This window comes from Reella acinonychis (assembly GCF_052828705.1).
In genome coordinates this window covers 329,603-348,875 of sequence record NZ_CM128256.1, presented here as the reverse complement: position 1 = coordinate 348,875, position 19,273 = coordinate 329,603, and the positions used below count along the sequence as shown (strand labels likewise).

15 protein-coding genes are annotated in these 19,273 nt (G+C 38.7%); 9 read left to right on the top strand and 6 right to left on the bottom strand.

The window, feature by feature from the left end; all coding sequences use genetic code 11:
• Window positions 1-5: 5 nt before the first annotated feature.
• Both fucP and rbsK read right to left on the bottom strand, forming a co-directional pair.
• Window positions 6-1,295, bottom strand: a complete 1,290-nt coding sequence (gene fucP, locus ACUXZ4_RS01790) for an L-fucose:H+ symporter permease (protein ID WP_464973347.1) — start codon at window positions 1,293-1,295, stop codon at window positions 6-8.
• Between the two features lie 15 nt (window positions 1,296-1,310).
• Complete coding sequence (gene rbsK / locus ACUXZ4_RS01785; RefSeq protein ID WP_464973346.1) at window positions 1,311-2,231, bottom strand: ribokinase; 921 nt, start codon at window positions 2,229-2,231, stop codon at window positions 1,311-1,313.
• Window positions 2,232-2,403: 172 nt separating this feature from the next.
• Here rbsK and deoC point away from each other — a divergent pair, with 172 nt between their 5' ends.
• The 7 genes from deoC (at window position 2,404) to ACUXZ4_RS01750 (ending at window position 13,420) form a co-directional block, all read left to right on the top strand.
• On the top strand, window positions 2,404-3,078 hold the full coding sequence (deoC, locus tag ACUXZ4_RS01780) for a deoxyribose-phosphate aldolase (protein ID WP_464973345.1): 675 nt from the start codon (window positions 2,404-2,406) through the stop codon (window positions 3,076-3,078).
• Window positions 3,079-3,098: 20 nt separating this feature from the next.
• Window positions 3,099-3,851, top strand: coding sequence for a DNA-binding transcriptional repressor DeoR (deoR, locus tag ACUXZ4_RS01775; RefSeq protein WP_464973344.1), 753 nt, complete (start codon window positions 3,099-3,101; stop codon window positions 3,849-3,851).
• A gap of 89 nt (window positions 3,852-3,940) precedes the next feature.
• A complete protein-coding gene (gene tamA / locus ACUXZ4_RS01770) occupies window positions 3,941-5,755 on the top strand; it encodes an autotransporter assembly complex protein TamA (RefSeq protein ID WP_464973343.1) in 1,815 nt (604 codons plus the stop codon).
• Between the two features lies 1 nt (window position 5,756).
• Window positions 5,757-9,671, top strand: a complete 3,915-nt coding sequence (gene tamB / locus ACUXZ4_RS01765) for an autotransporter assembly complex protein TamB (protein ID WP_464973342.1) — start codon at window positions 5,757-5,759, stop codon at window positions 9,669-9,671.
• A gap of 15 nt (window positions 9,672-9,686) precedes the next feature.
• Window positions 9,687-11,231, top strand: a complete 1,545-nt coding sequence (gene ppx, locus ACUXZ4_RS01760; protein ID WP_464973341.1) for an exopolyphosphatase — start codon at window positions 9,687-9,689, stop codon at window positions 11,229-11,231.
• Window positions 11,232-11,476: 245 nt separating this feature from the next.
• Entirely contained in the window at window positions 11,477-12,409 is a 933-nt protein-coding gene (locus ACUXZ4_RS01755; protein WP_464973340.1) for a sugar ABC transporter substrate-binding protein, read from the top strand.
• A gap of 78 nt (window positions 12,410-12,487) precedes the next feature.
• Window positions 12,488-13,420 (top strand): sugar ABC transporter substrate-binding protein, encoded by a 933-nt coding sequence (locus ACUXZ4_RS01750; protein ID WP_464973339.1) that lies wholly within the window; start codon window positions 12,488-12,490, stop codon window positions 13,418-13,420.
• 62 nt (window positions 13,421-13,482) lie between these two features.
• On the opposite strand, the gene ACUXZ4_RS01745 is transcribed toward ACUXZ4_RS01750, so the two are convergent.
• The gene (locus ACUXZ4_RS01745) at window positions 13,483-14,985 is read right to left on the bottom strand and encodes a helicase HerA-like C-terminal domain-containing protein (RefSeq protein WP_464973338.1); all 1,503 of its coding nucleotides are present in this window, start codon (window positions 14,983-14,985) and stop codon (window positions 13,483-13,485) included.
• Window positions 14,986-15,169: 184 nt separating this feature from the next.
• Between ACUXZ4_RS01745 and dprA the strand changes: the two genes are divergently transcribed.
• A complete protein-coding gene (dprA, locus tag ACUXZ4_RS01740) occupies window positions 15,170-16,282 on the top strand; it encodes a DNA-processing protein DprA (protein ID WP_464973337.1) in 1,113 nt (370 codons plus the stop codon).
• Window position 16,283: 1 nt separating this feature from the next.
• On the opposite strand, the gene pdxH is transcribed toward dprA, so the two are convergent.
• From pdxH to ACUXZ4_RS01725, 3 genes are read right to left on the bottom strand one after another with little or no spacing between them, the layout of a single operon-like run.
• On the bottom strand, window positions 16,284-16,916 hold the full coding sequence (pdxH, locus tag ACUXZ4_RS01735) for a pyridoxamine 5'-phosphate oxidase (protein ID WP_464973336.1): 633 nt from the start codon (window positions 16,914-16,916) through the stop codon (window positions 16,284-16,286).
• 10 nt (window positions 16,917-16,926) lie between these two features.
• The gene (locus ACUXZ4_RS01730; RefSeq protein WP_464973974.1) at window positions 16,927-17,517 is read right to left on the bottom strand and encodes an aminotransferase class IV family protein; all 591 of its coding nucleotides are present in this window, start codon (window positions 17,515-17,517) and stop codon (window positions 16,927-16,929) included.
• On the bottom strand, window positions 17,517-18,488 hold the full coding sequence (locus ACUXZ4_RS01725) for an aminodeoxychorismate synthase component I (RefSeq protein WP_464973335.1): 972 nt from the start codon (window positions 18,486-18,488) through the stop codon (window positions 17,517-17,519). The genes ACUXZ4_RS01730 and ACUXZ4_RS01725 overlap by 1 nt, the downstream gene beginning before the upstream one ends.
• A gap of 98 nt (window positions 18,489-18,586) precedes the next feature.
• On the opposite strand from ACUXZ4_RS01725, the gene ACUXZ4_RS01720 reads away from it, so the two are divergent.
• Window positions 18,587-19,168: an anthranilate synthase component II gene (locus ACUXZ4_RS01720; RefSeq protein ID WP_464973334.1), complete on the top strand. Its 582-nt coding sequence runs from the start codon at window positions 18,587-18,589 to the stop codon at window positions 19,166-19,168.
• Window positions 19,169-19,273: the final 105 nt, after the last annotated feature.

The following is a 19,273-nucleotide window of genomic DNA, read 5'->3' as shown; positions in this document are numbered from 1 at the left end:
CCTCATTAAGCGTTATTTTTTAATTTGCCGTAGAAATAATAACCTACATAGGCAAAGCATAATAATGGCACAACAAAGGCTAATTGAAGTGAACCAACAGAATCTGATACATAACCATGAATTGCTGGAACAACTGCTGCACCAATGATAGACATAACAACTACTGCGCCACCCACTTCACGATGTTCTTGTGATACGGTACCTAATACGGAAGCATAAATTGTCGCCCAGCATGGCCCAAATAAAACGCTAGCAAAAATAGCAGCATAAACAGCAGAGAAATCATGCACAAAAGCCGTATAACCAAGCGTAATAACACCTAAAATAGAATACCAAAGTAATACTAAATCAGATTTGAATTTGGTCATTAAGAAGTTAGCAATAAATTTACCAACAAAGAAACCAATGAAACTGTACACCATGAAGTTAGACGCATCACGCTCATTCATATCACTTAAATTTAATGCTAGACGAATAGTGAATGACCACACTGCAACTTGCATACCAACATACAAGAATTGAGCCACAATTCCTTTCTTAAAGGCTGAATTACCTGCTAAATATTTTAATGTATCAGTAAATTTAACTTCTGATTTGGCGTTACCCGCATTTGCTACTTTACATTTCGGGAATTGTGTAACTAAGAATAAAATGGTTACGGCAATTAATACAAAAATCAGATACTTATATGGCTGTAATGTATGCTCTAACATTGAAAGTTTGAAATTATGGATTTGTTCTGGCGTCATTCCTGCCATTTGTTCTTCAAGGCTTGCACCTTCTTGGAAAATTAAATATTTACCTAATAAAATCCCTGCAATCGCACCAATTGGGTAGAATGTTTGGCTAATATTCAAACGTAATGTAGCGTAATCCTTATGACCAATCATTGAACTATATGTGTTCGCAGATGTTTCTAAGAAACTTAAACCAATAGCGATAGAGAAAATAGCGGCTAAGAACATGGTATAAGTTGCCATATGAGAAGCAGGATAGAACATTGAACAACCTGCAATATATAGCGTTAAACCAATCAAAATGGCAATCTTATAGCTTGTTTTCTTAATAACTAAAGACGCAGGAATTGCAATTAAGAAATAACCTCCATAAAACGCACTTTGTACTAAGGCGCTAGCAAAATCACTTAATGTGAATACGCTCTTAAATTGTGTAATTAAAATATCATTCAAACTTGCTGCGGCTCCCCATAATGGAAATAAGCAAGACAATAAAATAAATTGAAAAATAGGGGTCTTATTAAGATAGCCATCTGGCATTTGTTGTATATCTTTCATGATATGCTCCTTCATTTATTGTGCTGTTTTTTGGAATTTCTCAAATTCTTCTTTATTAGGATAAGAGGATTGCGTTCCTTGACCGGTTACGCTATAAGCTGAATAAAGCGAAGCCATTTGCATTGATTTCTCAACATCGCCCGTTGCAATATAGTAGCGAGAGAAGCAACCAATAAAGGCATCACCGGCACCACTGGTATCAATCGCATTCACTTTATGTGGTGCAATATGTGTTACTTCGTTTCCGCGCAACCAAACAGAACCTTTTTCACCCAATGTCACAATGAGATTTTTCAAGCCTTTTGATAATAGGCTATTCGCTGCCGCTTGAATTTGCTCCATTGTTTGTACCGGCATGCCTGTTAAAATTTCTAGCTCAGTTTCATTTGGCATAAAGAAATCACACTTACAAGCGTAATCAATATCTAATTCTTTGCTTGCTGGTGCTGGATTTAAAATGACTGGAATATGATGTTTATTGGCAAAATCAATTGCGTAATAGACCGTTTCTAATGGAATTTCCAATTGTAAAATAAATAACTTACAATTTTTTAACCGCGCTTCTGCACGATCAATGTCAGCAGGTTTTAAATGAGAATTAGCACCCTTAATAATTAAAATGCGGTTTTGTGAAGACTGATCAACAAAAATAGGTGCCACACCACTTGATACGCCTGGTACTTTTTCAACAAATTCTGTATCTACGCCATAGTGTTGAAAATTACGAATGGTGTTGTCAGCAAAAATATCATCACCGACTTTTGTCATCATCATAACCGATGCACCCAATTTAGCCGCTGCAATAGCTTGATTCGCGCCTTTACCGCCACAGCCCATTTTGAAATCAGGAGCTTCTAGTGTTTCTCCCATTTTTGGCATCTCATTGATATAAGCAATAAGATCCACCATGTTAGAACCAATAACAGCAATATCCATACATACCTCCTCGATTAATAATGTTATAATTAGAACAATTATTGGATGTTTTTAGTATAATTCAAACAAAATGTTAAAAAAGTGACATTCATCACAGTTTTAAAATTTTTTTGATGTATCATATAAAAAAGTTAAAATAAATCATCTCAACTCGTTTTAAGGAGACATTACTATGCAAGCAAGTCAAATTGCACAATTCATTGACCATACTGCTTTAACAGCAGAGAAAACAGAAGCAGACATCCTACAATTATGCCAAGAGGCCATTGACAATCATTTCTTCTCTGTCTGCATAAATTCAGCTTACATTCCTCTTGCAAAACAAAAACTTCAGAATACAAATGTGAAAATCTGCACAGTTGTAGGTTTCCCTCTTGGTGCAAATTTACCTTCAGTAAAAGCCTTTGAAGCACAACAATCTATTGCAGAAGGTGCGGAAGAAGTGGATATGGTGATTAATGTTGGCTGGATCAAATCCAATAAATGGGACGATGTAAGAGCTGACATCCAAACTGTTTTAGAAGCTTGCCAAGGCGTTACCTTAAAAGTAATTTTAGAAACTTGCTTACTCACCAAAGAAGAAATCGTTAAAGCCTGTGAAATTTGTCGAGATCTCAATGTAGGCTTTGTGAAAACCTCTACAGGCTTTAATAAAGGTGGCGCAACTGTAGAAGACATCGCACTTATGCGTAAAACCGTTGGTGAAAAATTAGGTGTGAAAGCCTCTGGTGGGGTACGTGATACTGAAACCGCCATTGCGATGATTAATGCAGGTGCAACGCGAATTGGTGCAAGCGCAGGGATTGCTATTATTAAAGGTTTGAAGGACAATAGTAGCACCTACTAAAGCAAAATAGGAGCAGCAAAATGGATAAAAAAATACAATCACGTATTCAAAAGTTAGAATTTTTGCTTAAACAAATGGATAAAATCCATTTACGCGATGCGGCAAATATTCTGAATGTGTCAGAAATGACAATTCGTCGTGATTTAAATGCCCATTCTGGCTCCATTTTGTTGCTTGGTGGCTATATTGTAAAAGATTTACAAAAAAGTAATGAACATAGCTACCAAATCTTTGAACATGAAAATAAACATATTGCAGAAAAAATGGAAATTGGACGGCTCGCTGCGAATCTTATTGAAGAAGGTGATGTCGTCTTTTTTGACTGTGGTTCTACCATTCCTTTCATTGCCTCTCAAATAGATTCTTCGCTAAAATTCACCGCACTTTGTTGCTCTATTAACACTTTCCTCATTTTACAAGAAAAGCCTAACTGCGACGTGATTTTATGTGGCGGCAATTATTCACGCCATAATTCTTTCTTAACGCCGATCCAATTAAACAATGAGCTTGATGCAATTTGCACCGATAAAGCCTTTATTTCCGCTGCCGGCGTGGACCTTCAACAAGGTGTAACTTGTTTTAATTTTGAAGAAGCGAAAACAAAACATAAAGCAATGGCGAAAACCAAACAAGCCATTTTAATTTTTGATCATTCTAAGTTGCATAAAGTACAGAAAGCTTATGTTGCTAATGTCAATCAATTTGACTTACTCATTTCTGAACAAGCGCTGCCTGACGCCTTTGGTGATATTAAACAAATTTATACGAAATAAGCCAATTACCGCTTTCTATAATTGCGCATTACCCTGTTAGAAAGTAAACTAAGGGCAATAAATATAAATCTGTCCGAATATAAACACCAATGAAATTAACCCGATCTCATCTATCTCTATTATGCTTTATTTGGTTTGGTTATAGCCAAGCAAGCTTCGCTGAGCAATCTGCTCAAGCAGAAGAAACAACGCCAGAACAAAATATTGAACAACAATTAAATAATTCAGCGGCAAGAAAAGTTGACGTAAAGATTACTGGGCTTAAACAGGAAAGTTTAAAAAATAACGTTCAAATTTATATTAATGACATTAATGCGGAAGAAGCGGATGGTTCAGAACGTTATCAAGAATTGGTAAGAGAAGCCATCTACAAAGGCTTACGCGTGTTAGGTTATTATGACTACCAACTCGATTTTCGCCTTGACCAAGGTAAAAAGAAACCTGTTTTAATTGCAGATATTACCTTAGGGAAACCGGTACGCCTGGCTGAAACGGATGTTCGTATTGAGGGCGCGGCTGCTGAAGATGAAGCATTTCAATCGTTGCAACAAACTTTACCTAAACCAGATACCATTTTAAATCACGAAACCTACGAAGATTATAAAACTGCATTGCAAAAATTAGCCGTTCAACGGGGTTATTTCGACGCAGATTTTACCGTTCATCGTTTGGAAGTCATGCCTGAGACCTATCAAGCCTGGTGGCGATTATTATTTGAAAGTGGCGCACGCTATCGTTATGGCGAAATACGATTCCAAAATTCCCAAATTCGTGAAGATTATTTACAAAATATTCTGACTATTCATCCTGGCGAAGACTATTTGCTCAATGATGTGTTAAAAGTCAGTAATGATTACACTTCATCTGGCTGGTTCCAGTCCGTTTTAATGCAACCCACATTAAATGAAAAAAACAAAACAGTGGATTTTGATATTCTGTTCCAACCGAAAAAGAAAAATGCCATGGAAGTGGGGATTGGTTATTCTTCCGATGTTGGCCCTCGTTTTCAGTTAGGCTGGAAAAAACCTTGGATTAATAGCCGGGGACATAGTTTTACCTCCAGTTTTTATATTTCATCACCAAAACAAACCGTTGAAATGGCATATAAAATGCCATTATTGAAAAATCCCCTTTATGAATATTATCAATTCTCTTTTGGTATCGAAAATGAGAATGATGCAAAAACTGACACAAAATCCACCGCAGTTACAGCTGGGGCATTACGTTATTGGGAATATCCTGACGGCTGGCAATATTCATTGGGCTTAAAAGCTCGTTATGATCGCTTTACACAAGCCGATCAAACAGATAAAACCTTACTTGTATATCCAACAGCAAGTATCAGTCATAAATATATGGTTGGCGGTATCTTCCCAACTTGGGGGCACAATATCAGTCTTAAAGTGGATGTTGGACAAAAGCTGTGGCTTTCTGATGTGAATTTTATCCGTCTCAGAGCCTCCGCAGCAGTCATCAAAACCTTTTTTGAAAATCATCGAATGGTAAGCCGCGTTGATCTCGGTTGGCTACACACAAAAGATTTACAACGAATGCCACCTGCAATGCGTTTCTTCGCTGGTGGCGATCGTAGCGTACGCGGTTATGGCTATAAAAAAATCTCACCAAAAGACAATAAAGGCAAATTGATCGGCGCCTCGCGTTTACTAACAGGATCATTGGAATATCAATATCAAGTGTACCCAAGTTGGTGGCTTGCTACCTTCTATGATGTCGGACTCGCAGCTGATGCTTATAAAGTCAACGAATTACGACATGGGGCAGGTCTTGGCGTGCGTTGGGCGTCACCAGTAGGGGCGATTAAATTTGATATTGCAACCCCTGTTCGAGATAAAGATAACAGCAAAAATATTCAATTTTATATTGGTTTAGGGGCGGAGATTTAGTATGACAGAGCCAGTTGAACAAACACAGGACAAGGAACAAAAATCAAGCCAACCTGCTGCTAAATCCAAAGGGAAAAAATCGAAAATTTTCTACCGCACTTTAGCCGCCACTGGCGTGTTAGTGGCTTTGCTTGGCGTTGGCGTAAGTGGCATTTTAGGTTCTGAAATAGGTACTCATTGGGCAATCTCACAAGCAGAAAAATGGGTGGATGGCCTAAAAGTGGGCGAAATTGAGGGCAAATTACAAAATGGCTTAAAACTAAAAGATGTTCAATTTCAATCCGATGGCATCAATACGCAAGTGCAACAAGCAGACCTTCAATTAGATTTTTCTTGCTTGCTCAAAGCGAAATTGTGTATTGAAAATCTGCAGTTACAACAAACAAATATTGAAATAGATACCGCATTATTGCCACCTTCTACCGAACAAACACAAGAGAAAACCACCATGAAACGCCTGAGTTTACCGGTGTCTGTGGAAGTGAAAGATGTCGCGGTAGATAATGTCAATCTCAGCATTGATCAGGATAAAATTAACCTTGGGCAATTTCATACCGCGATTGATTTAAATAATCAGACGGGTCTCACCATTGCACCGACAGAAATCAACAATCTCAGCTATGTGCTTAATACACAAAGTAAAAAACAAGCTCAAATCAAAGAACAACCAAATCAACCTATCGATTGGCCAAGCCTAGAACAACAGCTAGCTAAGCCGCTCCTTGCGGATATACCAGAAATCATATTGCCTTTTGATATGCACATTCCCGACATCAGTGGTAATAATTGGACCTTTGAACAATTCACCGATGGCAAACTAAGTCAACGCATTGATATTCCTAAGGTACAAATTCAGGCAGATGCAACTGGGGCGGATGTGCAGTTAAATAAATTAGCGATTAATAGCTCTGTGGGAAACCTGCAAGCAAGTGGCAAATTTCAGTTAGATCAGGATATGCCCGTTGATTTAACTCTCCATTCGGATATCAACAGCTTTAAACAAGGCGACAGCGTTTTATTACCTCAATCTGTCGTTGATTTATCCGTATCTGGAAATCTGAAAAAAAGCACCGCACTTTCGATTAAAACACAGGGTGCTATTGAGGCAACATTGAATGGTGACGTACAGCTTAACGCCGAAAAAACACCATTTAATCTCAATTTATCTGCCTCTAAATTCCAATACCCTTTTGATAAAACAGCTGACCCTCTCAAAGCCAAAGAGATTCATCTCAATGCGCAGGGTAATTTGCTCGATTATCAAGCTACCTTAAAAGGTGAAATCGAAGGAATGGGCGCACCTAAAACGCAATTAGATCTCCAATCGAAAGGCGGTTTATCTCATTTAGATATTGAGAAATTACAAGCCAATGCCCTAAATGGTACATTAGGATTACAGGGTAATCTTGACTGGAAAACAGGCATAAAATGGCAAACTGCAGCTGATTTAAATAAAATTAATTTAGGTGCTTACATTAAAGATTTTCCAGCTATTTTATCGGGTAATCTAACAAGCAATGGCGAAGTCAATCAACAGGGTTGGACTGTTGATGTTCCCAATATTGATGTGCAAGGTTCAGTTTCTCAACGCCCATTAACGCTAAAAGGTGCACTTCACTCAAACCAAAAAGAATTGCTCAATACGCCGAAACTGAATTTAGACTATGGTAATAATCACATTGTGCTTAAAGGGCTGCTTGCTGAGCAAAATTCAGATTTAAATTTAGATATTAACGCCCCTGATTTACAAGGGTTGCTCCCTCATTTTGCCGCTTCATTAAAAGGTAAAGCGCATATTAAAGGAAAAGTGCAAGAACCTCATCTTGATGTGGATTTGGTCGGTAGTAACATTCGTTTCCAAGATTTAAAAATTAACCAAGTCTCCGCCAAAGGCAATATCACAACGGAACAACAAATCCAAGGTAATTTAGCCGTTGATCTCAATGGCTTTAGCCAAGGTGATATTAAACTTACTAATGCAAAATTGACCGCTTCGGGCAATGAGAAATCACATCAAGTACAACTCCGCTCCAATGGTGATCCTGTTGCGGCTAACCTCAATATTTCGGGAAATTTTGACCGCAGTTTGCAATTATGGAAAGGCACCGTTAGCCAAGTGGCAATAGAAACGCCAATCGGAAATGTGAAAAACAATCAAAATATCGAGGTTGCGTTTGATAACAAGCAGACTATTGCTACAATTTCGAGCCATTGCTGGCAGCATGCGGAGATTGATCTTTGTTTTCCACAAACGTTTAAAGCGGGCAAACAGGGCGAAATTCCATTTGAACTCAAACGGTTAGATTTAGCATTAGTGAATAAAATCAGTAAGCAAAACAATTTATTACAGGGTAATCTTCGTAGCAACGGTAAATTCAGCTGGTATGAAAATAAACCTGTTAAATTAGATTTGCAGCTTCATTCTGATCAGATAAATATCGCACACAAACTAGATTACCGCACCTTCAAATTAGCTATTCCAAAACTTGCTATTAATGCACAATTGGAAAACAATAATTTAGCAGTTAATTCGGATATTCAAATCCAAAATAATGGACAAATTAAAAGCGATATCAAAATTGCGGATATTGCCAATGGGCGCAAGCTGAGCGGCAATCTCAATATTGATGGGGTTAATTTAAATCTAGCGAATCAATTGCTGTCAAATGGCGAGAATGTATCGGGTAATCTTAATTCTCGTTTAAGCTTTGCTGGAAATCTTAATGCACCTTTATTAAATGGCAGTTTAAATATCAACCAATTGCGTTTAAAAATGAAATCGAGCCCAGTGGAAATTAATAACGGTACAGTGGCATTAAATTTCCATGGTAACAGTTCAACTTTACAAGGTGATATTCAAACCTCAGAAGGCAACTTGAGCCTAGATGGTGATGCGCAATGGAAACATTTAGATCGTTGGAGTGCGCGAGTTCATGCTAAAGGAGAGAATTTCTTAGTCAATATTCCTTCTATGGCGAAAGTAAAATTAACACCTGATGTGACCGTAAATGTTGATCCGAAAACACTCGAATTGACAGGAAATATTAATATTCCATGGGCAAGAATTCGGATTGAAAGTTTGCCTGATAGTGCTGTCAAAGTGAGTGAAGATGAAGTCATCCTCAGCGGAAAAAGTGCGGTAAATAATAAAGATATTTTTGCTTCACGTCCAATGGCTGCCACCACCAAATCAGGCATGGCAATTAAATCTGATTTGAAAATTAACATTGGTGATGATGTTCAAATTAACGCCTATGGTTTAAATAGTGAATTGCTTGGCACACTTGAAGTACGCCAAGAAAAAGGAAAATTGGGGCTCTTTGGGCAAATTAACCTCAAAAATGGACGCTATGCCTCTTTTGGCCAAGACTTACTCATTCGCAAAGGGCGCATTGGCTTTGCAGGCATGCCATCTCAACCTATTTTAGATATTGAGGCAATTCGCAATCCTGAAGCGATGGAAAAACGCAATATTGTCGCTGGTGTGAAAGTCACTGGTATTGCAGAAGCTCCGACAGTTAAAGTCTTCTCGGAACCAAGTATGCCACAGGATCAAGCGCTCTCTTATATTCTCACTGGACGCTCACTAGAAAACAGTGGCGAAGCCGGTTCTGGTGGTTCAATCGGTGCCGCATTATTAGGCATGGGATTAGCCAAAAGCGGAAAATTAGTGGGCGGTATTGGCGAAGCTTTCGGTATTCAAGACCTGAACTTAGGTACCGCAGGTGTTGGCGATAGCTCAAAAGTTGTGGTCAGCGGCAATATTACACCACGCTTAAAAATTAAATATGGTATCGGCTTATTTGATGGCTTAGCAGAAGTCACATTACGTTATCGCCTTTTCCCACAAGTTTTCTTACAATCTGTATCTGGGGTTAACCAAGCTGTTGATTTACTTTATGAATTTGAGTTTTAATAACGTTGCAGGATTATGAATAATATTAATTTAATCAGAAAAGCCACCGCACTTTCCAAAGTGGGAACACATAATGTGCGTGAAATCGCTGCCATTGATTTAGGCTCAAATAGCTTCCACATGATCATTGCACGTATTGTGAACGGCTCAATTCAAATTTTATCCCGTTTGAAACAAAAAGTGCAGCTTGCTAAAGGCTTAGACGAACATGGCGTGTTAGATCAAGATGCCATTAATCGCGGTGTTAATTGCCTTGCTCTGTTTGCTGAACGCTTACAAGGTTTCCCAGCGGAAAACGTTAATGTTGTCGGCACTTATACCCTCAGAAGTGCGGTTAATAATGACGCATTTTTGCAACAAGCCAAAACGGTCTTCCCTTATCCAATTAATATTATTTCAGGTCAAACAGAAGCCAAAATGATCTATGCGGGGGTTTCACACACTCAGCCTGAAAACGGACGCAAGTTGGTGATTGATATTGGTGGAGGCTCCACAGAAATGATCATCGGTGAAGGATTTAATCCGATTATTGCCGAAAGTCGTGATATGGGATGCGTCAGCTTTGCTAAACAATTTTTCCCACAAGGCGAAATTTCGGCACAGAATTTTGAACGTGCACGCCGTACTGCCTTAAGCCGCATTGCAGATCTCCGCGAAACTTATCGCCAATCAGGCTGGCAATATGTACTCGGTTCTTCTGGTACAATTAAAACCGTTTATCAAGTCATCATGGAAAATATCGATCCAGATGGCATCATCACTCCTGGCCGTCTCGACTTTCTAATTGAACGGACCCTCAAGGTCACCCATTTTAATCAATTAAAACTCTCAGGTTTAAATGAAGATCGCGCAGATGTTTTTGTGCCGGGGTTAGCCATTTTAAGCGCGGTGTTTGACAGCTATGGTATTGAACAAATGCGATACTCTGATGGCGCATTACGCGAAGGGGTAATGTATAGCCTCGATCAAGATTTTCAGGTCATCAACATCCGCCAGCGTACCGCGGAATCCCTTGCCAAGCAATTCAACATCGACCGTTTACAAGCGGAGCGTGTCAGTCAAAATGTGGTGCAACTCACACAACAAATGAAAGCATGGCAAGAACCACATTTAGCAGATGAAATGGAAGAAATTCTGCTTTGGGCAGCGTTGCTACATGAAGTGGGTATCGTTATAAACCACAAAAACATGCCCAAACATTCCGCTTATATTTTAGCAAATATGGAATTGCCCGGCTTTGATAAAGAGCAACAACGCCTTTTATCTGCTTTAGTACGTCTACAACAAAATCCATTTAATATTGAGGATATCCTGCAATCTGCACGTTATCATTCACAGGATATTTTGTCCCTTGTGCGTCTATTACGCCTCGCTATTCTGATCTGCCGCTCTCGTCAAGCAACGGAATTGCCTCAAAATATTCATCTCAACGTAACCCCACAACAGTGGCACCTCAAATTTGAGCAAGCATACCTCGATCGTAACCCTCTGATTAAACAAGATTTATCCAATGAGAAAAAATACCTGAAAGACATTGGGTTAGGGTTTGAGTTTGCATAAAAGTGCGGTGAATTTCACCGCACTTTTCTCTTCAAAATCACTGCATATTTAATGCTACACCATCAAAAATACGATCTAGTTCACACTTTTGTATCTGCAACATTGCTTAAAATATAGCTTAATGATATATATCAAAAATGAACAAATCATTCCATATTGTTCATGCATTGAAATTTATATTTTCTATTCTAAGAATTATTAATTCTTATCAGCTAATAAAACCTTTAATTCGAAGGAGTTAAACTATGAAAAAAGCATTACTCGCCGTACTATGTGGTAGCGTATTACTCAGTGCACAGGCTGCAGCAAAAAATGTGGTTATTGGTGCACCAATGGTAGCGTTCTCTGATAAATGGCAAACTTATTTACAAGATGCTGTTCGTGATTTCGATAAAAAACACGATGACGTAGAAATTAAATTAGCAGATGCTAATGGAGACCCTGCAAAACTATTAAGCGATGTGGAAACCTTTATTGACCAAAAAGTCGATGCGCTTCTTATCGTACCAACAGACCCAAACATCGTTAAAGTGATTGGTAAAAAAGCGAAAAAAGCCAATATTCCGCTTGTAGTGGTAAACCGTAAACCATTAGACGAAGATATGAAATATATTACAAGCTATGTAGGTTCTGATGAAATTACCGGTGGTCAAATCCAAGCTGAATATATTGTTAAAACCTTAAATGGCAAACCGGCTGAAGCAGCAATTTTAATGGGACCTCTAGGTCAAGATGCCCAAATTAAACGTACTCAGGGTAACAAAGACGTCTTCGAGAAAAATAGCAATATTAAATTGTTAGCAGAACAAGAAGGCAAATGGGACCGCGCCAAGGGTTTAGAAATCGCAGAAAACTTACTTGCAGCGAATAAAAACCTCAATGTTATCGTCAGCAATAATGATGAAATGGCAATTGGTGCAGTGTTAGCAAGTAATAAGCTCAAAGTAAAAGATGAAGATATTATTATTGTGGGCTTAGATGCAACTCCTGATGCACTTGAATACTTAGGCAAAGGCTTAGATGCAACCGTATTCCAATCTGCACAAGGTCAAGGTACCACAGGTGCTGAAATGGCATATAAAGCAGCAAAAGGCGAAGAAGTCCCTCATGTTAAATGGGTGCCATTTGAACTTGTTACGCCAGACAAAAAAGAAGAATACAAAGCGAAATATAAATAATCTCAACAATGAAGGGTGGATTTTCCACCCTTTTTTATCAATGGCAACCCGTTAAATCATTATGTAGAGGTTTTTATTATGGTTAAGAAATTACTCACTTTATGCCTATTAACAGGCTTAGCTTCAACTGTATCCGCAAAAGAAATGACGGTTGGTGTTTCAATGTATAGCTTATCCGATAAGTATCCAACCTATGTGCAAGATGCCATTCAAGCTTTTGATGACAGCAATGCAGATGTCAAATTTAAATACGCAGATGCAAATTCTGATCCCGCAAGAATGTTAAATGACATTGAAACCTTTATTGATTCCGGCGTAAATGCGTTATTAGTTTTCCCAACCGATCCTGATATCATTAAAGCCATTGGTGTAAAAGCTAAAAAAGCCAAAATTCCACTCATTATCGTCAATGGAAAACCAAAAGATGAAGACATGAAATATGTCACGAGCTATGTTGGCTCAGAAGAAATTCAGGCGGGCGAAATGCAGTCGGAATTTGTCATTAAAACATTAAATGGCAAAGCGGCAAAAGCGATTATTCTGATGGGACCACTTGGCTGGGATGCTCAAATTAAACGTACCGAAGGGAATGAAAAAGCGCTAAAAAACAACCCTGAAATTCAAATTATGAGTAAACAAGAAGCACGTTGGGATCGCGCCAAAGCAATGGATGTGACACAAAATCTACTTGCTGTACACAAAGATATTAATGTGATTTTAAGTAACAATGATGAAATGGCAATTGGTGCTCTACTTGCTGCAAGAAAAATGGGCATGAATGATGAAGACATGATTGTCGTAGGAATTGATGCAACACCTGATGCACTTGAATACTTAGGCAAAGGGCTAGATGCAACTGTTTATCAATCTGCAGCGGGTCAAGGAAAAGTGAGTGCTGAAATGGCATATAAAGCGGCAAAAGGCGAAAAAGTTGCCCAATATAACTTTATTCCTTTTGAACTTGTTACCCCAGATAAAAAGCAACAATATTTAAATAAATACAAAGAATAACTTGTAACAAAAAGTGCGGTGAAAAACACCGCACTTTTCTTTAAATACCCAATCTCAACGCATTATTTTTTCAATGCACCTAAAATCCCGCGCATGATTTGTTTAGTAACTTGGTTACGAATGTTGCGACCAACGGATTTTGCCACGCCACTCACCAATTCTTCAGTTACCGTCAGTTTTTCACCGCGCTTTTTGGTACCAAAAATCATACGGCTTAAACTGCCCATAATGCCTTCCTCTTCTTCCTTCTGAGCCTGTTCAGCTTGCTTTTGCGCGACTTGTTCTAAATTCGCTTGTTCTGCCAACATTTCAAAAGCAGAATAATTATCCACATAATTATTATAATATGAATAGAGAGCATCATCTTTTACCCAAGCTTGACGCTGTTCTGCACTTAAAGGCGCAAGCTGGCTTTTTGGCGGATAAATCATGGCAATTTCTACGGGTGTCGGCATGCCTTTTTCATCTAAGAATGAAACCAATGCTTCACCCACACCTAAAGTTGTAATCGTTTCAACCACATTCACCCCTTTATTTGCTCTAAAGGTTTCTGCTGCGGTTTTCACTGCTTTTTGATCACGAGGCGTGAAGGCTCGCAACGCATGTTGCACACGATTACCAAGCTGACCTAACACTGTCTCTGGCAAATCTAATGGATTCTGTGTGACGAAATAAATCCCCACACCTTTGGAACGAATTAAACGTACAACCTGTTCGACTTTTTCAACTAAAACACTCGGTGCACCATCAAAAAGTAAATGTGCTTCATCAAAAAACATAACAAATTTTGGTTTATCAGGATCACCCACTTCTGGCAATTGCTCAAATAATTCAGACATTAACCACAGCAAAAACGCGCTATACATACGAGGAGAATTAATAAGTTTCTCTGAATTCAAAATATTAATCACGCCACGACCATCAAGTGTTTGTAGCCAATCTTCTAAATTCAATGCAGGTTCGCCAAATAATTTATCTGCACCTTCATTTTCAAGTACCAATAAAGCGCGTTGAATGGCGCCCACGCTCGCTGCCGAAATATTGCCATATTCAAGCTGAAATTGTTTTGCGTTATCTGCTAAATATTTCAACATCGCACGCAAGTCTTTTAAATCCACCAGCAATAATCCCTTATCGTCCGCAACACGAAAGAGAATATTGAGCAGTCCTTCTTGCGTTGGATTTAAATTTAATAAACGTGAAAGCAGCATAGGTCCCATTTCTGAAATGGTCGTACGTAATGAGATACCTGTATTACCAAACACATCCCAGAAAGAAACAGGGTAGCCATCTAAATAACTTTCGCCACCTAAATCAAACTGCGTAATACGTTCTGCAATTTTGCCTTGCATGCTGCCTTTGACTGTCATACCTGATAAATCGCCTTTTACATCAACGAGAAAAACAGGTACACCACTATCACTAAATGCCTCAGCAAGTTTACGTAACGTAACCGTTTTTCCCGTTCCCGTCGCACCAGCAATTAAACCATGGCGGTTTGCCATTTTTGCAGTAACACCAAAACTCTGTCCATTCGCATTTCGTGCAATTTCAAATACGCTCATAATCTGTCCTTTCTTTGTTAGCCCTATGGCTACGCATAATAAGAGAAAAACAAAGTGCGGTCAAAAAATTAACCGTTTTTTCTCCATTTTGTGATCTGTATTCCAAGAAAAAACAGAGCCAATTGGCAAGCAATAGGGTGGTAGTTAAAGTTCGATGAGATAATGAAAAAATAAGGACATAAGAATGATAAATTCTACTGAAATTTTGCTGCGTTTAATGCAAGTTCCTCATTTAGGTGCGCATAGTATTTATCAAATCTTATCGCATATTTCCCCTGAAGAATTGTTGAATTACGACAAAACAACTCTACAACAAATAGGTTGGCGCCATAATCAAATTGAACGCTGGTTTACGCCGAAAAAAGCTTATATTGAGCCTGCATTAATGTGGCAAGATCAGAAAAACAACCAACATATTATTTCTTATTTTGAACCCCAATATCCTTATTTACTCAAACAAATTGCCCAACCACCACCTTTACTCTTTGTTAAAGGTAACCCTGAAAATCTGAACTGCGCACAAATTGCTTTGGTTGGTAGCCGAAGTTGCTCTCATTATGGAGAATATTGGGCAAAATATTTTGCGATGGAATTATGGGCAGCCGGATTTATTGTAACCAGTGGGTTGGCGATAGGGATTGATGGCATTGCCCATCAAGCTGTGGTCGATATTGAAGGCAAAACCATAGCAGTGCTTGGTAGCGGATTAAATCGAATTTATCCAGCTCAACATAAAAAATTAGCCGAAAAAATTTTAGCCTATGAAGGTTGCTTGGTTTCAGAATTTCTACCCGATCAGCCACCCGTTGCCGCCAATTTTCCCAGACGCAACCGTATTATTAGTGGCATGGCACAAGGGACCTTAGTAGTAGAAGCAACGGAGAAAAGCGGTTCATTGATTACAGCACGCTATGCCATTGAACAAAATCGTGAAGTTTTTGCAGTGCCAGGCAACCTCAACAATGCTGCCAGCCAAGGTTGCCACCGGCTAATTAAACAAGGCGCTATTTTAGTTGAGAATGTGAAAGATATTATTGAAAATCTCTCGCCTTATCCGACACAATTACCGATACAAATTAGCCAAACATCAATTACAGGATCAACTCAAGAGCCAAAAGAAACAGTCCAACCCACTTTTCCCGAACTCTATGCGCACATTAGTTATCATCCCATTACCATTGATGAGCTAGCAGAACGCACTCAACTGCCAGTAGAAATCTTATTAACACAATTACTCAGTTTAGAATTAGATAACTTAATCGAATGTGAACAAGGCGCATACAAACGTTCGCTATAAACTATGGCGAGAGGCGTTCTGTTACCCACACTTGCTGTTCTAAACGATAACGAATTCTGTCATGTAAACGACTTGGGCGACCTTGCCAAAATTCAATTAAATCAGGCAGCACAATATATCCGCCCCAATGTTCAGGTCGCGGAACATGCATTGGATGTTTAGCCGCAACAAGTGCAGCTTTTGCTAACAAGGTATTTTTACTGGTTAGTACCGCACTTTGCTCACTCGCCCAGGCACCAATACGGCTAGTATAAGGACGAGAAGCAAAATAAGCATCCGATTGTTCCTCAGCCAATTTTTGCACGCTGCCCTCAATACGCACTTGGCGTTCCAATTCTGGCCAAAAGAAATTCAATGCTGCAAAAGGGGTTTGCGCTAACGCTTGTCCTTTTTGGCTCAAATAATTAGTAAAGAAAACAAAACCTTCTGAATTCACTTCTTTGAGCAAAACCACTCGGCTATTAGGCCGACCTTGTGCATTAATCGTGGCCAAATTCATTGCGGTGGGTTCGTTTACTTGCGCCTTTATCGCTTCATTTAACCAATTTTCAAATTGTTTTATCGGATTGGGATCACATTGCTTACGCGACAACGCTTGTTTGCTGTAATCCTCACGAATATTATGTAAATCCATGTTGCCTTCCTCAGTATTCATCCAAACCATTCATCGCGTTAATGATCCGAATTTCATCAAATTTAGCGATATCTTCAGCGAAAATGGGGATTGCTTTAATTTTCTTCTGTTGTAACAAATAAGCCCGCTGAGTACCCTCTAATAAAGGGGAATCTGGTGTGAACCATTGCTTGTTTTGACGGAAAATCAAATTACCAATGCTACAATCCGTCACCTTGCCCTGCTTAATAACAATGATTTCATCGGCATCGCCTCGTTGTGCCAACAGTTTATTCAACCGATCGCGGTTTTGGTATTTCAAGCCATAATCAATATCATCGCAAACAACAGGGTGAAAACGTTGGTAGCTCTTGCGCTGATAAGGAAATAATTCAATGTTCACATCTTGAGCATTATAAGATAAGCGACAGCGACAAAGGGCATTAAAAAGTGCGGTGTGAAATTCCCGCTTTTCTTCTATTAATGCCAAAAGATCATAAATTTTCACCGCACTTTTACCATAAAAGTGCAGCAAAGATGATTGATAGCGCTGCTGATGAAAAGCAATATTCTTTATTTTGCCTTGCTCAATACAAATGGTTTCAAATAAAGGAAAATCCATTATTTTATCAGTGGCACATACACTTTCTGACATAATTCATCGTACTCTTGTTGTAATTCACTTTGTTTGGTAATACCACCGCCACTGCGAAAATACATTTTCCCATTGCGTTGCTCAATAAAGCGGATAGCAACCGCGCTATCAACAGTTTCACCATCAAATAAGCCAAAAATACCGGTGTAATATCCTCTGGCTTGCCCTTCCGCTTGCTGAATAATCTCAACCGTTTTTTCTTTTGGCGCACCACTGATAGATCCTGCGGGCAATAATGTAGTTAAAATTGTGCCAATATTATCTTGCCAGTTCAAAGCAAGATTGCCGACAATTTCCGAACTTGTCTGCAAAATTGCGCCTCTTTCCGTTTCAATGCGATCAATATAACGAAAGCGTTTTACCTCAATATGTTGCGCAACAAGAGCCAAATCATTACGCATTAAATCCACAATCGTGTAATGCTCACTTTCTTCCTTAGCAGAAGCTAATAATTGCTGCTCTGCATCAGGTAAAGTCGCATCAATAGTGCCTTTCATTGGATAAGTAAAAATCTGATTTTGCTCAATTCGCACAAAACATTCGGGTGAAAAGCAAACAAAGTTATTTTGATAATAGAGTTTATAAGGTGCTTTTGTCTGCTGAAAAAATTGTAATAGCGAATAATTTGTTTCAATTTCAGTAGGATAAGTCAAATTGAGCAAGTAGGAATTGCCTTTTTGTAATTCCCGCTGCACCAAATCAAAACCTAATTGATACTCCGTCAATGACATAGGAAAGGCAGTTAAATTTAAGGGTAAATTTGACCACACTTTTTCTTGATTAGCGATACCTCGAATATCAAAAAACAATCCATTTTCTGCTGCTTTATCCACAGGACAAATCAGCGGTTTTTGTTGTTCAAAATCAATTAAAAAGAAAAAAGGTTGGCGTAATTTTCCAAAAGCATTCGCCTGTTGAATAAAAGAATTAAGTGGCATTATCAATTAAAGAAATAAATAAAATATCCGCAAGTTTAGCCTAAAAGCCACGAAAAATCATTTATAATTAACGCCACAAATTGTACATACAGTAACTTATGACAACATTAGCCATTATCAATAATCACGATTCTTTCACCTATAATTTGGTGGATCTTGTGCGCCGTTTAGCAGTAGATTTTCAAGTCATCAATGTGGAAGATTTACAGTTGGAGCAATTGGAATCGACAAGTCACATCATAATTTCACCTGGTCCAGACGTACCTAGAGCTTATCCTATTCTCTTTGATATGCTGCAGCGCTTCTATCAGCAAAAAGCTATTTTTGGGGTGTGTTTAGGTCATCAAACCCTATGTGAATTCTTTGGTGGGCAACTGTTTAATCTTGCTGACGTTCGCCATGGGCAAAGGAAATCCGTAAAAGTGCGGTCAAAATCCCCACTGTTTCAGCAACTGCCAGCAGAATTTAACGTAGGTCTATACCATTCTTGGGCGGTATCACCTGAACATTTTCCCGAACAATTAGAAGTGACAGCCACTTGCGACGATGAAATTATTATGGCATTTCAACATAAAACACTGCCTATTTTTGGGGTACAGTTTCATCCTGAATCCTATATGTCCGATTTCGGTGAAAAGATATTGGCGAATTTCTTACAACAAAATCCAATGAGTAACTAAAAATTTCTCTGTTTTGGAATCAAGATCTCAGATTAAATTAAAAGTCAGAAAAACGCTTGATACTGTTTTTAATAACAGTTATTATATGCACAAATTTACAGATAA

What these genes read in the sequence shown, in the direction of transcription:
- deoC (WP_464973345.1), top strand. Translation starts at nt 2,404, where the DNA reads ATGCAAGCAAGTCAAATTGCACAATTCATTGACCATACTGCTTTAACA.
- tamB (WP_464973342.1), top strand. Translation starts at nt 5,757, where the DNA reads ATGACAGAGCCAGTTGAACAAACACAGGACAAGGAACAAAAATCAAGC.
- pdxH (WP_464973336.1), bottom strand. Translation starts at nt 16,916, where the DNA reads ATGGATTTACATAATATTCGTGAGGATTACAGCAAACAAGCGTTGTCG.
- ACUXZ4_RS01720 (WP_464973334.1), top strand. Translation starts at nt 18,587, where the DNA reads ATGACAACATTAGCCATTATCAATAATCACGATTCTTTCACCTATAAT.
- tamA (WP_464973343.1), top strand. Translation starts at nt 3,941, where the DNA reads ATGAAATTAACCCGATCTCATCTATCTCTATTATGCTTTATTTGGTTT.
- ppx (WP_464973341.1), top strand. Translation starts at nt 9,687, where the DNA reads ATGAATAATATTAATTTAATCAGAAAAGCCACCGCACTTTCCAAAGTG.
- dprA (WP_464973337.1), top strand. Translation starts at nt 15,170, where the DNA reads ATGATAAATTCTACTGAAATTTTGCTGCGTTTAATGCAAGTTCCTCAT.
- ACUXZ4_RS01730 (WP_464973974.1), bottom strand. Translation starts at nt 17,517, where the DNA reads ATGGATTTTCCTTTATTTGAAACCATTTGTATTGAGCAAGGCAAAATA.
- ACUXZ4_RS01745 (WP_464973338.1), bottom strand. Translation starts at nt 14,985, where the DNA reads ATGAGCGTATTTGAAATTGCACGAAATGCGAATGGACAGAGTTTTGGT.
- ACUXZ4_RS01750 (WP_464973339.1), top strand. Translation starts at nt 12,488, where the DNA reads ATGGTTAAGAAATTACTCACTTTATGCCTATTAACAGGCTTAGCTTCA.
- rbsK (WP_464973346.1), bottom strand. Translation starts at nt 2,231, where the DNA reads ATGGATATTGCTGTTATTGGTTCTAACATGGTGGATCTTATTGCTTAT.
- ACUXZ4_RS01755 (WP_464973340.1), top strand. Translation starts at nt 11,477, where the DNA reads ATGAAAAAAGCATTACTCGCCGTACTATGTGGTAGCGTATTACTCAGT.
- ACUXZ4_RS01725 (WP_464973335.1), bottom strand. Translation starts at nt 18,488, where the DNA reads ATGCCACTTAATTCTTTTATTCAACAGGCGAATGCTTTTGGAAAATTA.
- deoR (WP_464973344.1), top strand. Translation starts at nt 3,099, where the DNA reads ATGGATAAAAAAATACAATCACGTATTCAAAAGTTAGAATTTTTGCTT.
- fucP (WP_464973347.1), bottom strand. Translation starts at nt 1,295, where the DNA reads ATGAAAGATATACAACAAATGCCAGATGGCTATCTTAATAAGACCCCT.